The following is a 20,340-nucleotide window of genomic DNA, read 5'->3' as shown; positions in this document are numbered from 1 at the left end:
GGTCGCGCTTGCCGCGCGGCAGCCTCAGATGCCGACCTGGATCACGCCGGGGATCTCCACGTCGGGATCGACTTCGGCGTCGTAGTCCACGCCGGCGATCTCGAAGCCGAACAGGCGCAGGAACTCGTGCTTGTAGCCGGCGAAATCGGTGATTTCGTAGAGGTTCTCGTTGGTGACGTGGTCCCACAGCGCCGCCACCTTGGCCTGCACCTGCGGGTCGAGTTCCTTGTAGTCGGCGCGCAGGCGGCCGTCTTCGTCCAGGTGCGGGGTGTTGCCGTACATCGTGTCGTGCAGCAGCCCGTACACCTGCTCGATGCAGCCTTCGTGCGTGCCGGTTTCCTTCATCACCTTGAACAGCAGCGACAGGTACAGCGGCATCATCGGGATCGCCGAACTGGCCTGCGTGACCACCGCCTTCAGCACCGACACGCGCGCATCGCCGCCGAGCGGCGCGAGCGATTCGCGCAGGCCGATCACGGTGCGGTCGAGATCCTTCTTGGCCGCGCCGATCGAGCCGTTCCAGTAGATGTCGTGCGTGATCTGTTCGCCGAGATAGGTGAACGCCGTGGTCTTCGCGCCTTCGGCCAGCAGGCCGGCCTCGCGCAGCGCGTCCACCCACATCTTCCAGTCCTCGCCGCCCATCACGGCCACCGTGTTGTCGACTTCCTCCTGCGTGGCCGGCTCCAGCACCGCCTCGCGGATCACTTCCTTGTCGGTGTCGAGGCCGCGGAACTGCACCGTCTTGCCGATCGGCTTCAGCGTGGACTGATGGACCACGCCCGTCTTCGGATGCGTGCGGCGCGGCGAGGCCAGGCTGTAGACCACCAGATCCACCTGGCCGAGGTCGGCCTTGATGGTCTCGAGCGTCACGCGCTTCACTTCGTCGGAGAACGCGTCGCCGTTGATCGTCTTCGCGTAGCGGCCCTCGGCTTTCGCGAACTTCTCGAACGCGGCCGTGTTGTACCAGCCGGCCGTGCCCGGCTTGCTGTCGCTGCCGGCGCGCTCGAAGCACACGCCGAGCGTGTCCGCGCCCGACGCGAACGCCGCCGAGATGCGCGCGGCCAGGCCGTAGCCCGTCGACGCGCCGATCACCAGCACCTTCTTCGGACCGTTGGCGATCGGGCCTTGCTTGACCACGTAGTCGATCTGTTCTTTGACGTTGGCCTCGCAGCCGACGGGATGAGTGGTCACGCAGATGAAGCCACGCACGCGCGGTTTGATGATCATGAAAGCCTCTGAATGCGGGGAAGTCGTAGTTCGAAGAACGGAAACGCCGTGCATTGTAATGGATGCCCCGCGACGCCGCGAACGATTGCGGCCGATTCATCCGACTCATCCGACTCCGGCCGGGCCCGGCTGCGGGTCGCCCGCCCGCTAGGCGCGGCCGGTGCGCGAGGGCCGCTTCGCGGCGCGGCGCCCGGGGCCGCGCAGCTGGCTCATTTCGTTATGTCGGTGCCCGCTCCGATATCCGGTTCACGATCGGATCGAGGATCGGACAGGTGCCCGGATGCGTCGCCGGCCGGGTTCCCGGGTGCCGTGCCGATGCCGCCCGCGCGCATCGCCGCGGCGATCTCGTGCCGGCCCTGCGCGTGCAGGCCCGCGGCGGCGCCTTCCCGGTCGCGCGCGTCCTTGTTCTGGCTCAGCTTCGCCTTGCCTTCGAGCCGCGTGATCTCGATCTCGATGCCGACGATGGCCGCAAGCATCGGCTCCAGATAGTCGGCTGGCGCGTCGCCCATCTTCCACGGCACCGGCTGCGCGGCCTCGTGCGTGCGCGTGAGGCGGGCCACCACGCCGCGCACGTAGCGCGTGTCGTCGCGCACCGTGAGGCGGCCGTGGGCGTGGACCACCGCGTAGTTCCAGGTCGGCACCTGGCGGTGCGTCTCGTGCTTGCCCGGATACCAGTTCGGCGAGACGTAGGCGTCCATCGCGCGGAAGATCACCAGCACCGGGGCGCCGTCGTGCAACTGCTGCCAGACCGGATTGGCGCGCGCCACGTGCGCGTGCAGCACGCCGTGCGGGCCGGCCTGCGCGTCGAGTTCGAACGGCAGGTGGTTCGCGTCGAGCCCGTCCGGGCCGTGCGTGACGAGCGCGCCGAACGGATGCGCGGCGATCAGCGCGTGCAGCGCCTCGGGGCGCGCTTCGGCGAAATGGGCGGGCAGGTACATGGCGGCTCCGGGTGGGGAAGGGGCGGTGGCCCGATTGGGGTTGGCGGCATTCTGCGCCGTTGCTGGCTTATGATGAAGGGCCAGTTTTTTGATATTTCAATAGACCAGAATCGATGGCACGCACCGCCAAGACGCCCGAAATCCCGTCGCTCGGCCCGCTCGACCGCGCGGCGGGCCAGTTGAGCCGCCAGCTCGCGCAGCGCCTGCGCGACGCGATCGGGCGCGGCGAGTTGCGCGCCGGCGAGCCGCTGCCGGCCACGCGGCCGCTGGCGCAGGCGCTCGGCGTGGCGCGCGGGACCGTGACCGAGGCGTTCGAGCAGCTGATCGCCGAGGGGTTTCTGGTGGCGCGCGGGCGTACCGGGACCTGGGTGGCGGCGGCCGTGATGCCGACGGCGGGCGGTGCTTCGGGCGTGGACGCCTGGGTAGTGCCGCGCGCGGCCGATGGCGGGCCGCTGCGGTCGGGCCGGCGCGGGCGGCCGGGCGGCCAGGTGGACTTCGCTTCCGGGGGAGAATCGATGGCCGACGGTGATCGGCTCGACACGGCGGCATACATCTCGAGGTCGGTTCACGCCGTCGGGCGAGAGCCTGCCGCCGACGGCGATCGGCTTGGCGACACGGCGGCATGCGTCGCGCCGTCGGTTCACGCCGCCGGGCGGCCGGCAGCGGCTGGCGGCGGCGCATCGCCGGCTTTGCCGCTTTCGTCGCCTCCGTCGCGCTCGAGGGGCGAGCCGGCGACACCCGCTCGCCTGCCCGGGCCGGCCGCCGCGTTCGCGGCGATCGCCGCCGATTTCGAGCCGCTGCCGCCGGTGCCGTTCGCGGTGTCGGTGCCGGGCGGCCCGACGCTGCCCGACGCCGCCTGGCGGCGGCTCGGCAACCGCCTGCGCGCGCGCGGCGCCGCGGTGCCGTCCGGTTATGGCGATCCACGCGGGGTGGCGGCGCTGCGCGAGGCGATCGCCGGCTACGTGCGCCGCTCGCGCTCGGTGCGCTGCGACGCCGATCAGGTGATCGTGACGAGCGGCACGCAGCAGGGGCTGTTTCTCGCGAGCCAGGTGCTGCTCGGCGCCGGCGATGCCGCCTGGGTCGAGAATCCGGCCTATCGCGGCATCACGGCGATCCTGGAGAGTACCGGCCGCCGCGACGCGATCGTGCGCGTGCCGGTGGACGCCGAGGGGCTCGACGTCGAGGCCGGCCTGCGCCTCGCGCCCCAGGCGCGCGCGGCCTTCGTCACGCCCTCGCACCAGTATCCGCTCGGCATGCCGCTCAGCGTGGCGCGCCGCGCCGCGCTCGTCGACTGGGCGCGGACGGCCGGCGCGTGGGTCGTCGAGGACGATTACGACAGCGAGCTGCGCTACGCCGGGCATCCGTTCCCGGCCATGCAGGGGCTCGACCCGCAGCGCGTCGTCTATCTCGGCACCTTCAGCAAGATCCTGTTTCCGTCGCTGCGGCTCGGCTACGCGATCGTGCCCGGCGCGCTCGCGGCGGCGTTTCGCGGCGCGCGCGTGCTGATGGACCGCCACGCGCCCGAGGCCGACCAGCACGTGCTGGCTGCGTTCATTGCCGAGGGGCATCTCGACCGCCACATCCGGCGCGTGCGCGGCGTCTACGCGGCGCGCCGCGCGCGATTGATCGCGACGCTCGACGCGGCGCTGCCGCCCGCGCTGGCATGGCGCGCGCCGAGCGATCAGGGCATGCATCTGGTGCTGTGGCTCGCGTCCGGCTTCGACGACCGGCGCGTGGTGGCGCTCGCGCGCGAGGCCGGCGTGGCGGTGCGGCCCGTGTCGCCGATGTACGCGCCCGGCACCGCGCGGCCGGGGCTCGTGCTGGGCTTCGGCGGTTTTGACGAGGCGCGCATGGACGAGGCGGCGCTGAGATTGGCGGCGGTGGTCAGGCTGGCGGCGCAGGAAGCCGGCCTTGGCGCCGGCTGAGATCCGGCCGATGCCGGGATGGGCGGCGGCGGTGGCCGGGAACGGACCCGCACGGCAGGCGGCCCGCTCCGACCGAGCCGCCATGGCGGCCTCGCGCCGGTGACCCGTCGGCGAACCGAAGTCTACTGACGAAACCTGACAGCAGCCTCGGTCATACTCGGCATCCCCCTCGCTTCAGCGCCACCCGTCGTGCCGCCCTCAAGCCGATGACCACCCAGTCCGCCGTCCCGCTCAAGCTCTCGATGGGAGAGCGGCAGCTCCGCTCGCTATCGTCCATCCTGACCTCGATCGAGCGCGGCTTCGACGCGCGCGCGTTTCTGGCGGTCGCGCTCGACGGCCTCGACGCTCTCTCGCTGATGGCGCGCGTGCGCCGCGCGAGCATGGCGATCGAGGCCGGCGCGCGGGCGTTGCCGGGCGGCCACGAGGCCGTGCTCGCGCTGCTCGTCGAGGCCGCGCCGCGGCTTGGCGGCGGCTTCCTGTCGCTGGTCGCACCCGATTACGTCGGGCAGTTCGGCCGCCACGCGTTCGAACGCTCGATGGCGGCGCTCGCGCAGCTCACGCGCCACGGCACGGCGGAATTCGCGGTGCGCGAATTCCTGCGCGACGACCCGCGCCGCGCGCTCGCGATCATGACGGAGTGGTCCCGCGACAACGACGACGCGGTGCGCCGGCTCGCCAGCGAGGGCAGCCGCCCGCGGCTGCCGTGGTCGTTCCGGCTGCGCGAGATCGAGGCCGATCCGGCGCTGGCCGCGCCGATCCTCGATAATCTGCGCGCCGACGCGAGCGCCTACGTGCGGCGCTCGGTGGCGAATCACCTGAACGACGTGACGAAGCAGCACCCGGCCTGGGTGATGGCGCGTGCCGCGGCCTGGGGCATGGACGATGCCGGCACGCGCTGGATCGTCGGCCATGCGCTGCGCACGCTCGTCAAGCGCGGCGATGCGCAGGCGCTCGCGCTGCTTGGCGCACAGGCGGCGCCCGAGATCGAGGTCGGGCCGTTCACGGTCACGCCGGCCGCGCTCGCGCTCGGCGAAACGCTCACGTTGGCCGGCGAACTGCGGTCGCGCGCACCGGCCGCCCAACGGCTCGTCGTTGACTACCGGGTGGGCTACGTGAAGAGGAGCGGCGCGATCGTACACAAGGTGTTCAAGCTGAAGACGCTGACGCTCGCGCCCGGGCAGCGGGTCACGCTCGTTCGCAGCCAGACGATTCGCGATTTCACCACGCGCGTGCATTACGCGGGGCGCCACGGCGTCGAACTGATCGTGAACGGCGCCGTGGTGGCCGAGGCGTATTTCGACCTGATGCGTTAGGCGCGCGCGTAAGGCGCGACGCGGGCCGGGGTGGAAGACCGGCCGCGGCCCTTCACTCGCCGGCCGGGCGGCGCCGGCCGAACACCGGCAGCCGCCAGCCGAAGTAGAGCGACGACAGGCGGATCGCCACGCATGCGCCGATCGCGAGCCACGGCGCGAGCACCGGCAGCCAGTTGGTGCGCAGCGAGACCACCTCCGCCGTGGCGCCGACCAGCGCGGCCAGCGCGTAGATCTCGCGCTGCAGGATGGCCGGCACGCGCGAGAGCAGCACGTCGCGGATCACGCCACCGCCCACCGCGCTGAACATGCCGAGCAGGATCGCCACCTCGGCGCTGCCGCTGTAGGCGAGCGCCTTCTGCGCGCCCGACACGGCGAACAGCCCAAGCCCGATCGCGTCGAACAGCAGCACCGGATAGCGCAGCCGGCGCACCTTCTGGTAGGCGGCGATGGTCAGCGCGGCCGCGCCGAGCGAGACCGCCAGATAGCTCCAGTTCGCGAGGCCCGCCGGCGGCACGGCGCCGATGCAGATGTCGCGCACGATGCCGCCGCCGCACGCCACGATGAACGTGACGAACACCACGCCGAACAGGTCGAGCCGGCGCTGGCGCGCGGCCACCGCGCCGCTGATCGCGAACGCGAACGTGCCCGTCAGGTCGAGCACGGTGTAGGCGACGTGGCCGTTCATGGGCGCGGGGCCGCCGTGGCGGCGGCCGTTTCCGCGTGGGCGGAGGCTGGCCGGGCGGACGTGCGGGGGCGGGGCGGGAAGACAGGCGGGAACATCTCGGTGAGCAGGTGGAGGCGCGAGGTACCGATGATAGGCAGATGTCCGAAAACTGCAACCGGAACCTTGCCGCGCGATGCGATGGGGCAGGCGGTGACAGGCGGCGGGGTGGCGTGACGACGAGGCGATGCGCGGCCGGGTCGACGCGGTGACGAACTAACGTGCGCAACCACCGACCCACCCGCCCCAAGCGCATCACGCGCGCCGCATCGCCTGCCGGAACGCGGTGGGCGCGACGCCGTGCGCGTCGCGGAACCGGTGGCTGAAGTGCGCGGCGTTCGCGTAGCCGCATTGCGCGGCCACCTGCGCGAGCGGCAGCGCCGTGCCGCGCAGCAGCGAGCGGGCGCGCGCCAGCCGCTGCTCGGCGATCCAGGCGTGCGGCGGGCTGCCGAACGAGACGCGGAACATCCGCGAGAAGTGGTATTCGGACAGCGCCGCGAGATCGGCGAGTTCGCCGAGCGTGATCGGTTGCGCGAGCCGCGCCTCGATGTAGTCGCGCAGGCGCCGTCGCACCGCCGGCGAGAGGCCGCCGGTGCGCGGCATGCCCGCGCGCACGGCGCTCTGGTCGCGCATCAGCAGGCTCAGCACGTCGTGGGCGGTTTCGTTCGCGCGCAGCCGGCCGTCCACGTCGTCCCACGATTCCAGCAGCAGCGAGCGGCACAGCTCGGCCATGCGCGGGTCCTCGAAATAGGTGCGATCGGCCAGGCCCAGCTCGCGCGGCTCGCGGTCGAGTTCGCGCACGGCGCGCCGCGAGAAGTGCTCGGGCAGGAAGTACAGATGCATGAAGTGCATCTTGCCGCGCACCCACCAGCGCGATTCGTGGTCGCCGGGCAGCGCGCAGAGCCGGCTCGGCGCGCCGTAGCGGCCCGGCAGCTTATGCCGCTCGGTACGGTAGCCGCCCGCGAGGTAGCACGACAGCGTGTGATGGCCCGGCTGGTCGTAGGCCGTTTCGGCGATCTCGGTGTCACGCGTCCATTCGGCGACCGCGAGATGGTCGCCGAGCCACGCGAAGCGGTGCAGCGTCGCGTCCGTCTCGGCGAGCGTGCGGCACACCGACTGCATGCCGAACGGCAGGTCGGCGGCGTTCGCGAGTTCGGCGGCGGTGGCGGGCGGCGTGAGGAGGATCGGCGGCGTGGCGCGGGCTGGCTTCATTGGCGCAGTATAGTGGCGCGCGCGCGCGCCGGCCCGGCCCATTTCATAAAGACAGCAATTCCGGACAAGCCCGGCGGCGCGCGGCACGGCACAGTCGAGGCTGGGGAGCGCCCGGCGCCTTCCCGTTCTCGTCACCGCTACTGCCGCTCGCTACTCATGAATCTTCTGCTTTATGTCGTCACGGTGCTGATCTGGGGCACCACGTGGATCGCCATCAAATGGCAACTCGACGGCGTGCCGCCGTCCGTGTCGATCGCCTGGCGCTTCTGGATCGCCGCCGCCGTGCTGTTCGCGATCCTGCGCCTGCTGCGCCGGCCGATCCGGCCGCCCCGCGAGGCGTGGCGCTTCCTCGTCGCGCAGGGTCTCGCGCTGTTCTGTCTGAACTTTCTGTGCTTCTACTACGCCGAGCAGGTGGTGCCGAGCGGGCTGGTGGCCGTGGTGTTCTCGATCGCGCCGCTGTTGAACGCGATCAACGGCCGGATCTTCCTCGGCCGCCCGCTGCAGCCCACCGCGATCGCCGGCGCGCTGCTGGGGCTGATGGGAATCGGCTGCCTGTTCTATCAACAGATGGCCGGCCATCTCGGCGACGCCGCCACCTGGCGCGGCCTCGTGATCGCGCTGGGCGGCACGCTGTGCTTCTCCACCGGCAGCCTGCTGTCGAGCCGGATGCAGGCGATGGGGCTGCATCCGCTCACCACCAACGCGTGGGCGATGCTGATCGGCGCCTCGGTGCTCACGCTCGGCTCGCTCGCGGCCGGGCTGCCGCTCGTGCCGGAGATGGCGCCGCGCTATCTTGGAGCGCTCGCTTATCTGGCGATACCGGGCTCGGTGATCGGCTTCACCTCGTACCTGATGCTGGTGGGGCGGATCGGGCCGGAGCGCGCCGCTTACTGCACGGTGCTGTTCCCGTTCGTGGCGCTGACGGTGTCGACGATCTTCGAAGGCTACCGCTGGTCGCCGCTGGCGGTGCTGGGGCTCGTGCTGGTGGTGGCGGGGAACCTGGTGGCGTTCGATCTGACGCGGCGCGTGTTTGCGCGGCGGCGCTGCGTGGCTTGAGCCCGATGCTCGATTTCCTGGCGCGGGCGCCGGGACAGGCGGCAGGCGCGGGTGCCTCGCCGCCCGGCGGCCGCCGCCGATTCTCCTGGAGAGATCATGAGCGTCGCGGAAGACCATCCTGGGGTCTCCACCCTGGCTGGAACCCCGAAACAGGTTCGGAACCGCCTCCGACAATCCAGTGCCGTCCAGGTGTTGGTACTCTCGTTCGAGCACGTCGCCGGTCATTTGCGTTCGGTCCTCGCCGAGAACGGGTGGGCGTCGATTATTTCCCTGCCGATGAACTGGATCGGAATGCCGATTTTCGACCGCTGAAGGCCCGGGCCCAGGTCATCAAGGAATTGAGCGACCGCAAGGACGCTTGGGGCATCGCCTTCTGGTTCCTGTCGTCCAGCAGCTTCCTGGGAGGCAGGCGGCCGCAGGATTTGCTGGCCACGTCGCAGGAACGGGTGATCGCGGTTGCCAAGGACGAGGTGCAGGAAATCGCACCTGGCTAAACGTGCCGATCGGGCCGCCGGCTTCAGCCTGGCGCCACGCTCATCGGTCCCTGCGGCCGACAGCGCCGCATCGCCTCGAAGAACGCCGCCACCAGCCGGCTATCCCTTCGCTCACGCAAACAGCACACATGAATATGCGTGCTGACCGGATCCCCCTCGATCCGCACCGGCCGCAGCCGCGCCTCGTCCGGCACGTACTCCGACAGCGACACGGTCCCCACCCCCAGCCCGCGCGCCACCGCCTCGCGCAGCGCCTCGCGGCTGCCGATCTCCATCGCCACGCGCGGCGTCGCGCCGAGTCCGGCGAGCGCGTCCTCGAGCGCGCGGCGCGTGGTCGAGCCCGCCTCGCGCATCAGCAGCGGCGCGGCGGCGAGTTCGGCGAGCGTGATCGTGCCGCGCGCCGCGAACGGATGCGCGACGCCGACGAACGCGATCACCGGATAGCTCGCGTAGGGCGCCATCTCGTAGCGCGCGTCGCTGAACGAGCGCGCGATCACGCCGACGTCGCAGGCGTAGTCGTCGAGGTCGTTCAGCACGCTCTCCGAGTTGCCGAGCGTGACGGCCAGTTGCATGCGCGGATGCGCGGCATGGAACGCCTCGATGATCTCGGTTACGTGGAACGGGCTCACGGCGCCGATCCGCAGCACGCCGCGCGTGAGCTCGCCGCTGTCGTGCAGCAGCGAGCGCGCGTCGTTCTCGAGGCCGTTGATCTGTCGCGCGAGCGGCAGGAAGTCGAGCCCGACGGCCGACAGCTCCACGCGCCGGCCGCGCCGGTGGAACAGCTGCACGCCATGTTCCTGTTCGAGCCCCTGAATCTGCGAGGTGACGGTGGTCTGGCTAGTGGCGAGCGCGCGGGCCGCGGCCGTGAAGCCGCCGTGCTGGACCACGGCGAGGAAGGCGCGAATCTGGGTCAGGGTCATCGAAACGGATCGATCGGATTTTTCGTTGGATAGATCGGCTTGCACCGGGTATTTCGATCATGGACCGGTCATGTTGCAAATTTATGCTGGCTCCGTGATCCACTTTTCTTCGGAGCCGAGCATGCCGCAACGATCCGCATCCCTCGACGTGTGCCCCGCCGCCCACCCGAACCGCGCCTATCGCGGCCCGGTGACCACCGCGATCTTCGACTGGGCCGGCACGGTGCTCGATTTCGGCTGCCTCGCGCCGGTCCACGCGTTTCGCGAGGTGTTCGAGGCGGCCGGCGTGCCGATCAGCGAGGCCGAGGCGCGCGCGCCGATGGGCGCCGCCAAGCGCGAGCACATCGAGCTGATCCTCGAGGACGCCGCCGTGCAGGCACGCTGGCGCGCCGCGCGCGCCGCGGCCTCGACCGACGCCGACGTCGACGCGCTCTACGCCGCGTTCCTGATTGCCGACGAGCGCAACGTCGAACGCTACAGCGACCTGATCCCGGGCACGCTCGACACCATCGCGACGCTGCGCTCGCACGGCATCCGGATCGGCAGCACCACGGGCTACCCGCGCGAGGTGATGAACCATCTCGCGCCGCTGGCGGCGCGCCTCGGCTATCGCCCCGACCACTGCTGCACGGTCAGCGACGTCGCGCGCGGCCGGCCGTTCCCGGACATGTGCCTCGCCAACGCGCTCGCGCTCGGCGCGCCCGACGTGCGCGGCTGCGTGGTGGTGGACGACAGCCCGACCGGCCTCGAATCGGGCCTCGCGGCCGGCATGTGGACGGTGGGCGTGGCCGCGAGCGGCAACGAGGTGGGGCTCTCGCTGGCCGACTGGCACGCGCTCGACGCCGCCGGCCGCGACGCGCGCGTCGGCCCGGCGCGCGAGCGCCTCGCGCGGACGGGCGCGCACTACGTGATCGACAGCATCGCCGACCTGCCGGACGTGATCGCCGCGATCGACGAGCGCCTCGCCGCCGGAGAGCCGGCGTGAGCACCGCGGCCGGCTGGCAGTTCCACAACCCGGTGCGGGTGCGTTTCGGCATCGACACGCTCGACGCGGTCGGCGAGGTGCTCGCGGGCCGCCGCTACGCGCTCGTCACCTATCCCGACCCGGCGTTCGCCGCGCTGGCCGCGCGCATCGAGGCCAGCGCCGGCCCCGCGCTCGCGCGCATCGACTCGGTGGAGGCGAACCCGTCGGTGACGATGCTGGCCCGCGCCTGCCAGACGCTGGCCGCGCTGCCGGCGCTGCCCGAGGTGCTGGTGGCGCTCGGCGGCGGCTCGGTGATGGATTCGGCCAAGGTGCTGGCGGCCGAGCACGGCCGGCTCGAACCGGTGCTGGCCTGGATCGCCGACGGCACGACGCGCGTGGCCGAACGCGCGCTGCCGATCGTGGCGATCCCCACCACCTCGGGCACCGGCAGCGAGGTGACCTCGTGGGCGACGGTCTGGGATCCCGCGCGCGACCGCAAGCTCTCGCTCGCGCGCGACGACCTCTATCCGGAGACGGTGCTGGTCGATCCGCGCCTGGTGGTCGGCCTGCCGCCGGCGCCGACGCTCGCCAGCGGGCTCGACGCGCTGTCGCACGCACTCGAAAGCCTCTGGAACGTACACGCGAATCCGGTCACGCGCGGCCTCGCGGTGAGCGCGGCGCGCGAGATCCTGGACGCGCTGCCGCGCGTGATGGCCGCGCCCGACGATCTCGCGGCGCGTGCCGCGATGGCGCTCGGCGCGCTGCGCGCCGGCCTCGCGTTCTCGAACACGCGCACCGCGCTCGCGCACAACCTCTCGTATGCGATCACGCTGCGCCATGGCGTGGCGCACGGCATCGCCTGCTCGTTCTGCCTGCCGGCCGTGATGCGCGCCGCGCTCGGCGCCGATCCGGACTGCGACCGCGCGCTGGCCGAGGTGTTCGGCAGCGCCGAGGCCGGGCCGGCGCGGCTCGAGGCGTTCCTCGGCGCGCTCGGCATCGCCTGCGAGCCGGCCGCCTACGGGATCGGCGCGCGGGAATGGCACGACATCGTCGCGGGCGCGTTCGACGGCGCGCGCGGCCGCAACTTCATCGGCGCGCGAGCGCGCTTTCCGCAATTCGATTTCGCCGAAGCGGCGCACGCCGCGCCGCCGGCCTGATCGTCAGGAGAACTTCATGACTACGCCCGTTACCGTCAGGACCGACGCGCTGTCGCGTCTCGACAACATGCCGTGGACCCCGTTCCACACCTTGCTGGTCGCCGCGCTCGGCGTCGGCTGGGCGCTCGATTCGTTCGAGACCAACATCATCGGCAGCGTGTTCGGCGTGCTGAAGACCCAGTGGCACCTCGGCTCCGCGCAGGGTTCGCTCGCCGTGACGATCTGGGTGTTCGGGATGCTGGTGGGCGCGATCGCGTTCGGCTACCTGGCCGACCGGTTCGGCCGCAAGCGGCTGTTCCTCGCCACGCTGCTCTGGTACGCCTGCTTCAGCGTGCTGACGATCGTCTCCTGGAACTTCGAGTCGTTCCTGTTCTTCCGCGCCATGACCGCGCTCGCGGTGGGCGGCGAATACTCGGCCGTCACCGCGACGATGGGCGAGTTCATCCCGCGCCGCCATCGCGGCAAGACCGATTCGCTGATCCTGTCGGGCTTCCCGGTGGGCGCGCTGCTGTCGGCCGCGATCTCGTACTTCGTGCTCAACAACCTGCCCGGCGACGTGGCCTGGCGCGTCGGCTTCGGCCTCGGCACCACGATGGCGCTGCTGTTCTTCTGGATTCGCCGCGTGATCCCGGAATCGCCGCGCTGGCTGCTGCAGCAGGGGCGCGTGGCCGAGGCCGAGGCAATCGTCGCGCTGATCGTGGCCAGCGCCGAGTCGCCGCGCCTGAGCGAGGCCGATCGCGCGCAGGCGCGCCAGCGCCACGAGCCGGTGGCCTACACGCCGCGGCGGCCGGCGTTCTGGCGCAACGTGCGCGAGCTGTTCGGCGCATACCGGCTGCGCTGCGGCCTGGCCAGCGCGCTGAACTTCTCGCAGGCGGCCGTGGTGTACGGCGTGCTGTCGCTGATGGCGCTCGTGATCCTGCCGTACATGAAGGTGCCGGCCGGCGACATGCCGCTCTACTACGTGTACGGCAACGCGGCCGCGCTGGCCGGCGGCCTGACCGCCTCGGTGCTGGTCGAGGCCTGGGGGCGGCGCGCCTCGCTTTTCGTCAGCTACACGTTCACGGTGGCCGCGATCGTGCTGATCTACCTGATGCACACGCTGCCCGGCATGGTGGCCGGCTACTGCCTGATCCAGTTCGGCGTGACCTGGGCCTACATCTCGGGCTACGTGGTGTCGTCGGAGGTGCTGCCCACGCGGATTCGCGCCACCGGCCTCGGCGTCTCGGTGGCGGTGGGCCGGGTCGGTGCGATGGTCGCGCCGCTGATGCTGACCAACGTGTACGCCGCCACCGGCACGCCCTCGGCCGCGCTGATCGGACTGCTGCTGCTCGCGCTGCCGGGGCCGCTCGCCGCGCTGCTCTGGCTGCTGAACGGCCGCGAGACGCGCAACGTCTCGCTCGAGGCCGGCAGCGCCGACACCGGCCTGGCCGACGCCGCCGGCTGGACGCCGCGCCCGGCCGCGATGCGGTGAGGCAGGCGGGGCGGCCGTGACGCGGCGTGCCCCGTATCGATGAGCGTGTGCTGCCCGATGGCGGGCTTGACGGCACGACGCGATATCTCGCGCCGTGCTTTTTTTGTCGATGAGGGTGGTGGGCGCCGCGCCGGTTTCAGCCCTTCGCGCACGCCTGGAACGCGTGGTCGAGATCGGCGATCAGGTCGTCGCCGTGTTCGAGGCCGATCGAGATGCGGATCAGCCCCTCGGACACGCCGTCCCGCTCGCGCTGCGCGGCCGACACGCCCGAGTGCGTGGTCGAGGCCGGATGGCAGATCAGCGATTCCGAGCCGCCGAGGCTGACCGCCGACTTGAACAAGTGCAGCGCGTTGATGAAGCGGAACGCCTGCGCGCGCCCGCCGTTCAGCACGAACGCGAAGGTCGAGCCGGCTCCCGTGCAATGGCGGCGGTAGACGTCCTGATAGGCGTCGTCGGTGAGGTATTCCGGATGGAACACCTGCACCTCCTGGTGCGGATTGCCGGCGAGCCAGCGCGCCACCTGGCTCGCCGTGCGCGTGGCCTGCGTCATGCGCAGCACCACCGTTTCCATCGAGCGCAGCAGCATCCACGACGAATGCGGATCGAGCTGCGAGCCGAACGCGCTGCGGATCGAGCGCACCTTCATCATCAGCGCGCGCCTGCCCGTCACGCCGCCCGCCACGAGATCGCTGTGGCCGCCCACGTACTTCGTCAGCGAATAGATCGACAGATCGACGCCGTGCGCGGCCGGCTTCTGGAAGATCGGGCCGAGCAGCGTGTTGTCGCAGACCGAGATCGGACGATAGCCGTGGCGCTGCTCGAACGCGTCGATCTCGGCGACCATGCCTTCGAGATCGATCAGCGAATTGGTGGGGTTCGCCGGCGTCTCGACGTAGACGAGACGCACCGGGCCTTTTTGCGCGGCCGCCTCGAGCGCGTCGCGGATCGAGGCCGGCGCGAGGCCGTTCTGGATCGCGTGCGAGCCGATCCCCCAGTCGGGGAAGATCTTCGAGATCAGCGTCTCGGTGCCGCCGTAGAGCGGCACCGACTGCACGAGCTGGTCGCCGGGCCGCAGGAACGCGAGGAACACCGTGGAGATCGCCGACATCCCGCTCGAGGTGACGACGGCCGCTTCCGAGCCGTCGAGCAGCGCGAGCCGGTCCTCGACGATTTCCAGGTTCGGGTGATTGAAGCGGCTGTAGACGAGGCCGGCCGCCTCGCCCTCGGGCAGCGGCTTGCGACCCGAGACGATGTCGAAGAACTCGGCGCCGTCCTCGGCCGACTTGAACGCGAAGGTGGAGGTGAGGAACACCGGCGGCTTGACCGCGCCCTCGGAGAGGAACGGGTCGTAGCCGTAGGACATCATCTGCGTTTCGGGATGCAGCGGGCGACCGTTCAGGTCCTTCTTGTGATAGTTGGAATACGCCATGTTTCTCTCCTCGACCTTGAATGATGGGAGCGCCGGCGGAGGGCGCGCGGCTGCGCGGCGGCCTCGTGCGACGGCGGCATTGCCAGTCAGTGTAGAGTTGCCCGGCCAGAATATTCGTTCCTTTTCGTTCCCGCAAATCCTATAATTTGGAACGATCTTTCCCGCCAGGCCCGTCGATGAAGAAAGCCAGTCGTCGCGTCGAGATCGACGCGACCGATATGAAGATCCTGCAGATCGTGCAGGACAACGGCAGGCTCAGCAACGCCGAGCTGGCCGAGCAGGTTTCCCTGTCTCCCTCGCCATGCTGGAAGCGCCTGCGGCGGCTCGAATCGAGCGGCATCATCCGCGGCTACCGGGCCGAACTCGACCGGCACATGCTCGGCTTCAACGTCGTCGCGTTCGTCAGCATCTCGCTCGACAATCACACGCAGAAAGTGTGCCGCGCCTTCGAGGCCGGCGTGATGGCGATGCCCGAGGTGGTGGCCTGCCACAACACCACCGGCGCGCACGACTACCTGCTGCAGATCCTCGTCGAGGATTTCGATACCTACTCCGAATTCGTGTTGGACCGCCTGCGCACGCTGCCGGGCGTGAAGGAGATGCTGAGCACGGTGTCGATGCGCGAATTGAAATCGTCGAGCAAGCTGGCGCTGCGGTAGGGTGGCGCGTTGTCGTTTCTGCCGTTGCTGCGAAGCTGATGCCATGACGGAGGCGGGTTTGGTGCCGTGGGCGCTTTGCCTTGCCTCGTCGTTCAGCCCGGTTGCGAGGTCGGAGGGGCGAGGGCGTCGTCCAGGCGCAGCGTCCAGCCGTGCGGCGAACGCGTCAGCACGATGCGCGTGAGCGGTGCGATGTCGATCCGCAGCATCGCCTCGGGCGCCGTGCCGAGCGCATGCGCGAGCGCGGCGCGCAGCACCGCCGCATGCGTGACGGCGACGGTCCCGGCCCCGTCCGGCGGCAGCGCATCGAGCCATGCGCCCACGCGCTGCAACACGTCCACGAACGATTCGCCGCCATGCGGTGCCGCGGCGGGGTCGTTGATCCAGGTTTCCAGCTGTTCGGGGGCGTCCTGCGCGATCGCGACGATTCGCTGGCCGCGCCAGCGACCGGCGTCGAGATCGGCGAGCGCGGGCTCGATCGCCGTTGCGTGCAGGCCGAGCGCCTCGGCCGTCTGCCGCGCGCGCAGGGCGGGCGAGGTCAGCGCGACGGCGTTGCGCGGCCAGCGCCAGTGCGCGGCGGCGCGGGTGGCGTCGGCGAGGCCGCGCGCGTCGAGCGCTTCGTCGGCGGGGAACGTGCCGGCGCGCAGTTCGGCGGTGGCGGCGTGGGCGATCAGGTGGAGGATGAGGGGCATGGGGGGATTGTAAAGCGCGCGCGCGTGTTCAGCTGTATCCGGCTGCGCGGCTGGGCCACCGTTTCATTTCCCCCGCGTTTTCGCCGTCCATCTGTCCTTTGCGCGCTCGAACGTGAATTTCATCGAGTAGCCGAACATTTGCGTCAGCCGCGCGGCTCCGTATTTCCCGGCTTGCGGCAAGGGATCGAGCGCACGGGCAAGGCGTACCTGATCGAGCAACGATCGAAAGCCCAGGCCGGCCCTGCCGAATTCCCGCTGCGTCGATCCGAGCGGCATGTTCGACCCGGCCGCGAGACCGTGGGCGTCGAGCCGGCCGTCGAGACGATGGAGCGTCTGGAGCGCCCTCGTGACACCCTGATCCGGCTGCCACTCCGCTGTGGTGTGTTCCTGGCGTGCGTACTCGCCACGAGCGATGTCGAACGCGATCTCGCGGTGAGACGGGAGTTCGAGGTCGGGATGCTGCCTGAAAATCGACAGCGAGGTGGACGGCGCATCGAACACCACCGGGCACGCCAGGATTCGACGTAGTTCTTCGTGATCGTCCGGACGTGGAAAATCGAACTCGGCCCGGATGCTACTGAAAACGGGGGGGACGTCGCACGCTTCGAAATTCGGCGCGGTGCCCAGACGACCGCGAACTCGTCCCGGCAGAGGTATTTGACTTCAGTGAACTCATCCATGGCGAGGCGCGGTGCTTCGCACCCGAGGCCGCCTTGCTCGATGCCGTCGGACGGCGCAGCGTCGTTCGAATCAGCGCACAATTGATCCGCCATGCCCACGCAGAGCCGCAGTTGAAAAATGAAGGATCGGATGCTGCGCCTGCCCGCCTGGCGTGAGCGGCAACCGGGCGCCAACGGCGTAAATCGCCGGGTCACGTGTCGCCTGCCACGACGGCAGCACGATGCTGGTTGCCACGTGTCGTCTCCAGACCGTCGAGGCCAGCCGGAAATCGCCGATGGCGTCACTCCCGGCCCCCGGACTCTCGGCGAGGCCTCCACGCTGCCACCATCGCCGAGTTCGAACCCGTCGGCCGTGTCCCGGCGTCTCATCGATAAGGGATCGCAAGCAACCGGAAAAATGCGGTGCCGGCATTCACCGTGAAGGAGTCTGCCGGGCTGGCAAGATGTCGAGGTATCCGACGCACTGCCTGCTGGCGCGAGCACACACCGGATGTGCCCGACATCTCTTCCCGTTATCTAAAGTTCGGCCCACCGGCGAAGCAGGTTGTGGTAGACGCTGGTGAGGGACACTATCCCTTTGGTATCGCTGCCCAGGGACGTGCGCAAATCCATGATCCCAAGGTCGAGGTCATGGAGCAGGCTGCGCATTCCGTCATCCTTGATCATGGACTGGGTCCAGAAGAACGATGCCCACCGTACCCCGCGGGTGACCGGGTTCACCCGGTGCAGACTGCCTGCGGGATACAGGACCATGTGGCCCGCAGGCAGTTTGACCGTATGTGAACCATAACTGTCCTCGATCACCAGTTCTCCGCCGTCGTATTCATCCGGAGAACTTATAAACAACGTCGAGGAAAGGTCGGCGCGCATCCTGATTCCAACACCCGGAATCGCGCGCACGGCACCATCAACGTGAGTATCGAAGCGCATGCCCACGTCGTAGCGGTTGAAGAGCGGCGGCAATACGCGCAACGGCAGGGCAGCGCTGTTGAAGATCGCGTTGCGACCGAGCGCTCGTAGAATGATTTCCCCTGCCTGTCGTGCCGCCGCCGAATCTTCGGCAAGCTGAAGGTTGTGTTTGGCGCGGGCGGCAAGTTCGCCTGCCGTCACCTTGCCGTCGACGGTTGCGGCCGGGCGGATCAAATCACGGACAGATGAAAGCTCGGTTGGCGACAGAAGTTGCGGGATCTCGACGAGCATTGGGGTTCAGAACTTGAGGCCGGCAGTGAGCGTAACCGTTCGTCCTGCAACCGGTGTGGCATAGCCGTTGGCGAACGCGGAGCTATAGGCCAGCGCATTGGTGAGGTTGGTCACGTTCAGTGCAAAGTGATAGTCGCTGACGTCATAGGACACCATGGCATCGATGGTGGTTGCCGCCGGAATGCGCAATGTCATCGCGTCATTCACGTAGTAGTCGGATCGCCAGTTGACGCCGCCGCCTACACGAAGATGTCCGGGCAGATCGTGCAGCAGCGAAGCCACGTCATACGTTGTCCACAACGATGCAGCCTGTTTGGACACGTAAGGTACGCGATTGCCTGCCGCGGAAGTGGGGTTGAACGCGCTGATCGAAGATTGAAGGATCTTGCTGTCCATGTACGCATAGGATGCCTGTACGTCCCAGTCGCGGGTAATTTGGCCCGTCACGCCCAGTTCGACGCCCTGCACACGAACCGTGTCGTCCGTGGTCGTCTGGATGCCCAGCGTCGGATCGGTATAGGAAGCGTTGCTCTTGCGTGTGCGAAAGAGGGCAGCCGTCAGGCCAAGACGGTCGTCAAGCACGCTCCATTTGCCACCAATCTCGAGCGTGGTATCGCCCTCGGGCTTCAGCCCGCTGAGCGTTCCATACTGCGACAATCCCAGGGATGAACTGAGCGATGTGATGTTGTTGCCTGGTGGCGTGAAGGAGCGCGAAAAGCTGAAGTAGTACGTCTGATGGTCGGTCGGCTCCCAGATCAGTGCCGCTTTGGGACTTGCGAAATTCGTCGTCGTTTTGAACGGCGTTCCGGAGGTTGTGCCGGAGACGTCGTAGTGATCCCAACGGACACCGCCCAGAATGGATACCTGGGGTGTCAGCCACATCCTATCGCTGATGAACGGGCCAAAATCCCAGCTCGTCGCCGCGGTCTGGTTGGTGGGCGACAGGACGTCGGAAAAACCGGGCGAGTTCTGGAAAATGGGATTGAGCAGCGTGCCGGCGGGCTCCGGCCCGACAGGCAGATAGAAGGCGGTTTTGGCGCGCTGCGAATAGACGTCGAGCCCGGCTACAAGTTCGTGTTCGAAGCCTGCGGTTTCAAAGCGCATACGGGCCGTCGTGAGGTTTTCGCCACCGTAGCTGCGCTGCCGCGTACCGCCCACCGCCCAGATGTAATACGGCGCATTGAGGTTTCCTGCAAGCACGTCGGCCGCGCAACCGTTGAGCGTGTAATTGCAGAATGTCGGCGTGAACTTGACGTCGCGAGTGTAGTATCCGAAGCGGGTATCGTTGGTGAGGGTGAGCCAGTCGCCGAATTTTCCCTTGTACATTACGGACACCACGTCGGCATCCTGACGGTCGTGGTCACTCTGGCGGCCGAAGTAGTTCGAGCGAGGAACGCCATATTCCGTCACGGGTTCACCGATGCCTGAAGGGGCGTTCAGCATGGGCACACCGAAATCGGGCCGCTGGTTACTGCTTTGGTGGAAGTAGTTGACGGTCACCGTCTGGCTTGTACCGAGACCGAAGCCGACGGATGCCAGTACCCCGGCCCGGCTCGAAAACACATGGTCGCGGTCCACGATGTCCTGGCTGCTGCCCATGCCGACGACGCGAACGGCCGTCGTATCGTTGAGTTGCCGGTTGACGTCCAGGACTGCTCGGCCATAGGGGCCCGAGCCGCCCGTGGCCTCGACTGAACCGGCATTACCGAGATGAGCCTTTTTGGTGTCGAGTTCGATCGCACCGCCCGTGGTGCCGTTGCCGAAACTCTCCGAGGACGAACCTTTCAGTACCTGGACGTTTTCGATATCGAAGCTATCCCGCACATAGGAGCCGAAATCGCGCAGTCCGTCGACAAAAATGTCGCCGGAGGCGTCGAAGCCACGGATTCGGAACTGGTCCCCGGTAATCCCACCGCCACCTTCACCCGTGGAAACGGTAACGCCTGGTACGTACTTGAGGACCTGGTCGACCGTTGCCGCCTGCTGCTGCTCGATCACCACGTGAGGTATGACGGTGACGGTCTGGGGGGTACTCTGCAGATCATCGGGAAGACGATTCAGCCCGGTGCCCTTCTGCAGGGCATTGGTCGTCGCCCGACCTTCGATCTTGATGGTCGGTAGCTGCTCAGTCGGCTTTTCTGGTTCGACTGCAGGCTGTGGTGCTTGCCCTGCCTCCTGGGCGTCCGCGGGTGATGCCACAAAGAACAGGCCGCCTGCGAGACTCGTCGATGCCGCGATTCCCGAGATGACCGGCCTCAGGGTTTCAATTGTTCTCATGCTGTTTC

The 20,340-nt window shown here is 69.0% G+C and carries 19 protein-coding genes; 8 read left to right on the top strand and 11 right to left on the bottom strand.

The genetic code is table 11. The features are described from left to right. Positions 1–24 precede the first annotated feature (24 nt). Positions 25–1,227: an enoyl-ACP reductase FabV gene (fabV, locus tag bpln_RS31330; RefSeq protein WP_055140983.1), complete on the bottom strand. Its 1,203-nt coding sequence runs from the start codon at positions 1,225–1,227 to the stop codon at positions 25–27. 209 nt (positions 1,228–1,436) lie between these two features. After that, positions 1,437–2,165: an FMN-binding negative transcriptional regulator gene (locus bpln_RS31325; protein ID WP_055140982.1), complete on the bottom strand. Its 729-nt coding sequence runs from the start codon at positions 2,163–2,165 to the stop codon at positions 1,437–1,439. Between the two features lie 113 nt (positions 2,166–2,278). Between bpln_RS31325 and pdxR the strand changes: the two genes are divergently transcribed. Together pdxR and bpln_RS31315 are read left to right on the top strand one after the other, a co-directional pair. Further along, positions 2,279–4,090, top strand: coding sequence for a MocR-like pyridoxine biosynthesis transcription factor PdxR (pdxR, locus tag bpln_RS31320; protein ID WP_055140981.1), 1,812 nt, complete (start codon positions 2,279–2,281; stop codon positions 4,088–4,090). A gap of 206 nt (positions 4,091–4,296) precedes the next feature. After that, a complete protein-coding gene (locus tag bpln_RS31315) occupies positions 4,297–5,403 on the top strand; it encodes a DNA alkylation repair protein (protein ID WP_042628953.1) in 1,107 nt (368 codons plus the stop codon). A gap of 52 nt (positions 5,404–5,455) precedes the next feature. Here the strand turns inward: bpln_RS31315 and bpln_RS31310 are convergent, their stop codons facing one another. After that, positions 5,456–6,088 carry a trimeric intracellular cation channel family protein gene (locus tag bpln_RS31310; protein WP_042628952.1) on the bottom strand — a complete coding sequence of 211 codons (633 nt, stop codon included), beginning with the start codon at positions 6,086–6,088 and terminating at the stop codon, positions 5,456–5,458. A gap of 291 nt (positions 6,089–6,379) precedes the next feature. Next, positions 6,380–7,336, bottom strand: coding sequence for a helix-turn-helix domain-containing protein (locus bpln_RS31305; protein ID WP_042629641.1), 957 nt, complete (start codon positions 7,334–7,336; stop codon positions 6,380–6,382). Positions 7,337–7,492: 156 nt separating this feature from the next. Between bpln_RS31305 and bpln_RS31300 the strand changes: the two genes are divergently transcribed. After that, positions 7,493–8,392 carry a DMT family transporter gene (locus tag bpln_RS31300; RefSeq protein ID WP_055140980.1) on the top strand — a complete coding sequence of 300 codons (900 nt, stop codon included), beginning with the start codon at positions 7,493–7,495 and terminating at the stop codon, positions 8,390–8,392. A 251-nt stretch (positions 8,393–8,643) separates the two neighbouring features. Continuing rightward, positions 8,644–8,886 carry a hypothetical protein gene (locus bpln_RS38060; protein ID WP_052498516.1) on the top strand — a complete coding sequence of 81 codons (243 nt, stop codon included), beginning with the start codon at positions 8,644–8,646 and terminating at the stop codon, positions 8,884–8,886. A 23-nt stretch (positions 8,887–8,909) separates the two neighbouring features. Here bpln_RS38060 and bpln_RS31295 read toward each other — a convergent pair whose 3' ends face one another. Continuing rightward, positions 8,910–9,806 (bottom strand): LysR substrate-binding domain-containing protein, encoded by an 897-nt coding sequence (locus tag bpln_RS31295; RefSeq protein WP_042628950.1) that lies wholly within the window; start codon positions 9,804–9,806, stop codon positions 8,910–8,912. A 121-nt stretch (positions 9,807–9,927) separates the two neighbouring features. Between bpln_RS31295 and phnX the strand changes: the two genes are divergently transcribed. The 3 genes from phnX to bpln_RS31280 are packed head-to-tail and all read left to right on the top strand — an operon-like array spanning position 9,928 to position 13,398. Then, the gene (gene phnX / locus bpln_RS31290) at positions 9,928–10,791 is read left to right on the top strand and encodes a phosphonoacetaldehyde hydrolase (protein WP_055140979.1); all 864 of its coding nucleotides are present in this window, start codon (positions 9,928–9,930) and stop codon (positions 10,789–10,791) included. Further along, positions 10,788–11,927 carry an iron-containing alcohol dehydrogenase PsrA gene (psrA, locus tag bpln_RS31285; protein WP_055140978.1) on the top strand — a complete coding sequence of 380 codons (1,140 nt, stop codon included), beginning with the start codon at positions 10,788–10,790 and terminating at the stop codon, positions 11,925–11,927. Before phnX ends, psrA begins: the two co-directional genes overlap by 4 nt. A gap of 16 nt (positions 11,928–11,943) precedes the next feature. Beyond that, positions 11,944–13,398, top strand: coding sequence for an MFS transporter (locus bpln_RS31280; RefSeq protein ID WP_055140977.1), 1,455 nt, complete (start codon positions 11,944–11,946; stop codon positions 13,396–13,398). Positions 13,399–13,534: 136 nt separating this feature from the next. Here the strand turns inward: bpln_RS31280 and bpln_RS31275 are convergent, their stop codons facing one another. Continuing rightward, positions 13,535–14,827, bottom strand: coding sequence for a cystathionine gamma-synthase family protein (locus tag bpln_RS31275; RefSeq protein ID WP_055140976.1), 1,293 nt, complete (start codon positions 14,825–14,827; stop codon positions 13,535–13,537). Positions 14,828–15,003: 176 nt separating this feature from the next. Between bpln_RS31275 and bpln_RS31270 the strand changes: the two genes are divergently transcribed. Next, positions 15,004–15,486, top strand: coding sequence for an Lrp/AsnC family transcriptional regulator (locus tag bpln_RS31270; RefSeq protein WP_042628945.1), 483 nt, complete (start codon positions 15,004–15,006; stop codon positions 15,484–15,486). A 92-nt stretch (positions 15,487–15,578) separates the two neighbouring features. Here the strand turns inward: bpln_RS31270 and bpln_RS31265 are convergent, their stop codons facing one another. The 5 genes from bpln_RS31265 to bpln_RS31250 form a co-directional block, all read right to left on the bottom strand. Beyond that, a complete protein-coding gene (locus tag bpln_RS31265; protein ID WP_055140975.1) occupies positions 15,579–16,175 on the bottom strand; it encodes a histidine phosphatase family protein in 597 nt (198 codons plus the stop codon). Positions 16,176–16,238: 63 nt separating this feature from the next. After that, the gene (locus tag bpln_RS31260; RefSeq protein ID WP_055140974.1) at positions 16,239–16,679 is read right to left on the bottom strand and encodes a hypothetical protein; all 441 of its coding nucleotides are present in this window, start codon (positions 16,677–16,679) and stop codon (positions 16,239–16,241) included. Between the two features lie 246 nt (positions 16,680–16,925). Next, positions 16,926–17,090: a hypothetical protein gene (locus bpln_RS36925; protein WP_158512097.1), complete on the bottom strand. Its 165-nt coding sequence runs from the start codon at positions 17,088–17,090 to the stop codon at positions 16,926–16,928. A gap of 281 nt (positions 17,091–17,371) precedes the next feature. Then, a complete protein-coding gene (locus tag bpln_RS31255; RefSeq protein ID WP_055140973.1) occupies positions 17,372–18,055 on the bottom strand; it encodes a Fe2+-dependent dioxygenase in 684 nt (227 codons plus the stop codon). Between the two features lie 6 nt (positions 18,056–18,061). Next, positions 18,062–20,332 (bottom strand): TonB-dependent receptor, encoded by a 2,271-nt coding sequence (locus tag bpln_RS31250; protein ID WP_055140972.1) that lies wholly within the window; start codon positions 20,330–20,332, stop codon positions 18,062–18,064. Between the last annotated feature and the right edge of the window lie 8 nt (positions 20,333–20,340).

Source organism: Burkholderia plantarii (genome assembly GCF_001411805.1).
In the GTDB taxonomy this organism is placed as follows: Bacteria; Pseudomonadota; Gammaproteobacteria; order Burkholderiales; family Burkholderiaceae; genus Burkholderia; species Burkholderia plantarii.
The sequence above is the reverse complement of the archived record's forward strand: the minus strand, read 5'-3'. Positions and strand labels throughout refer to the sequence as shown.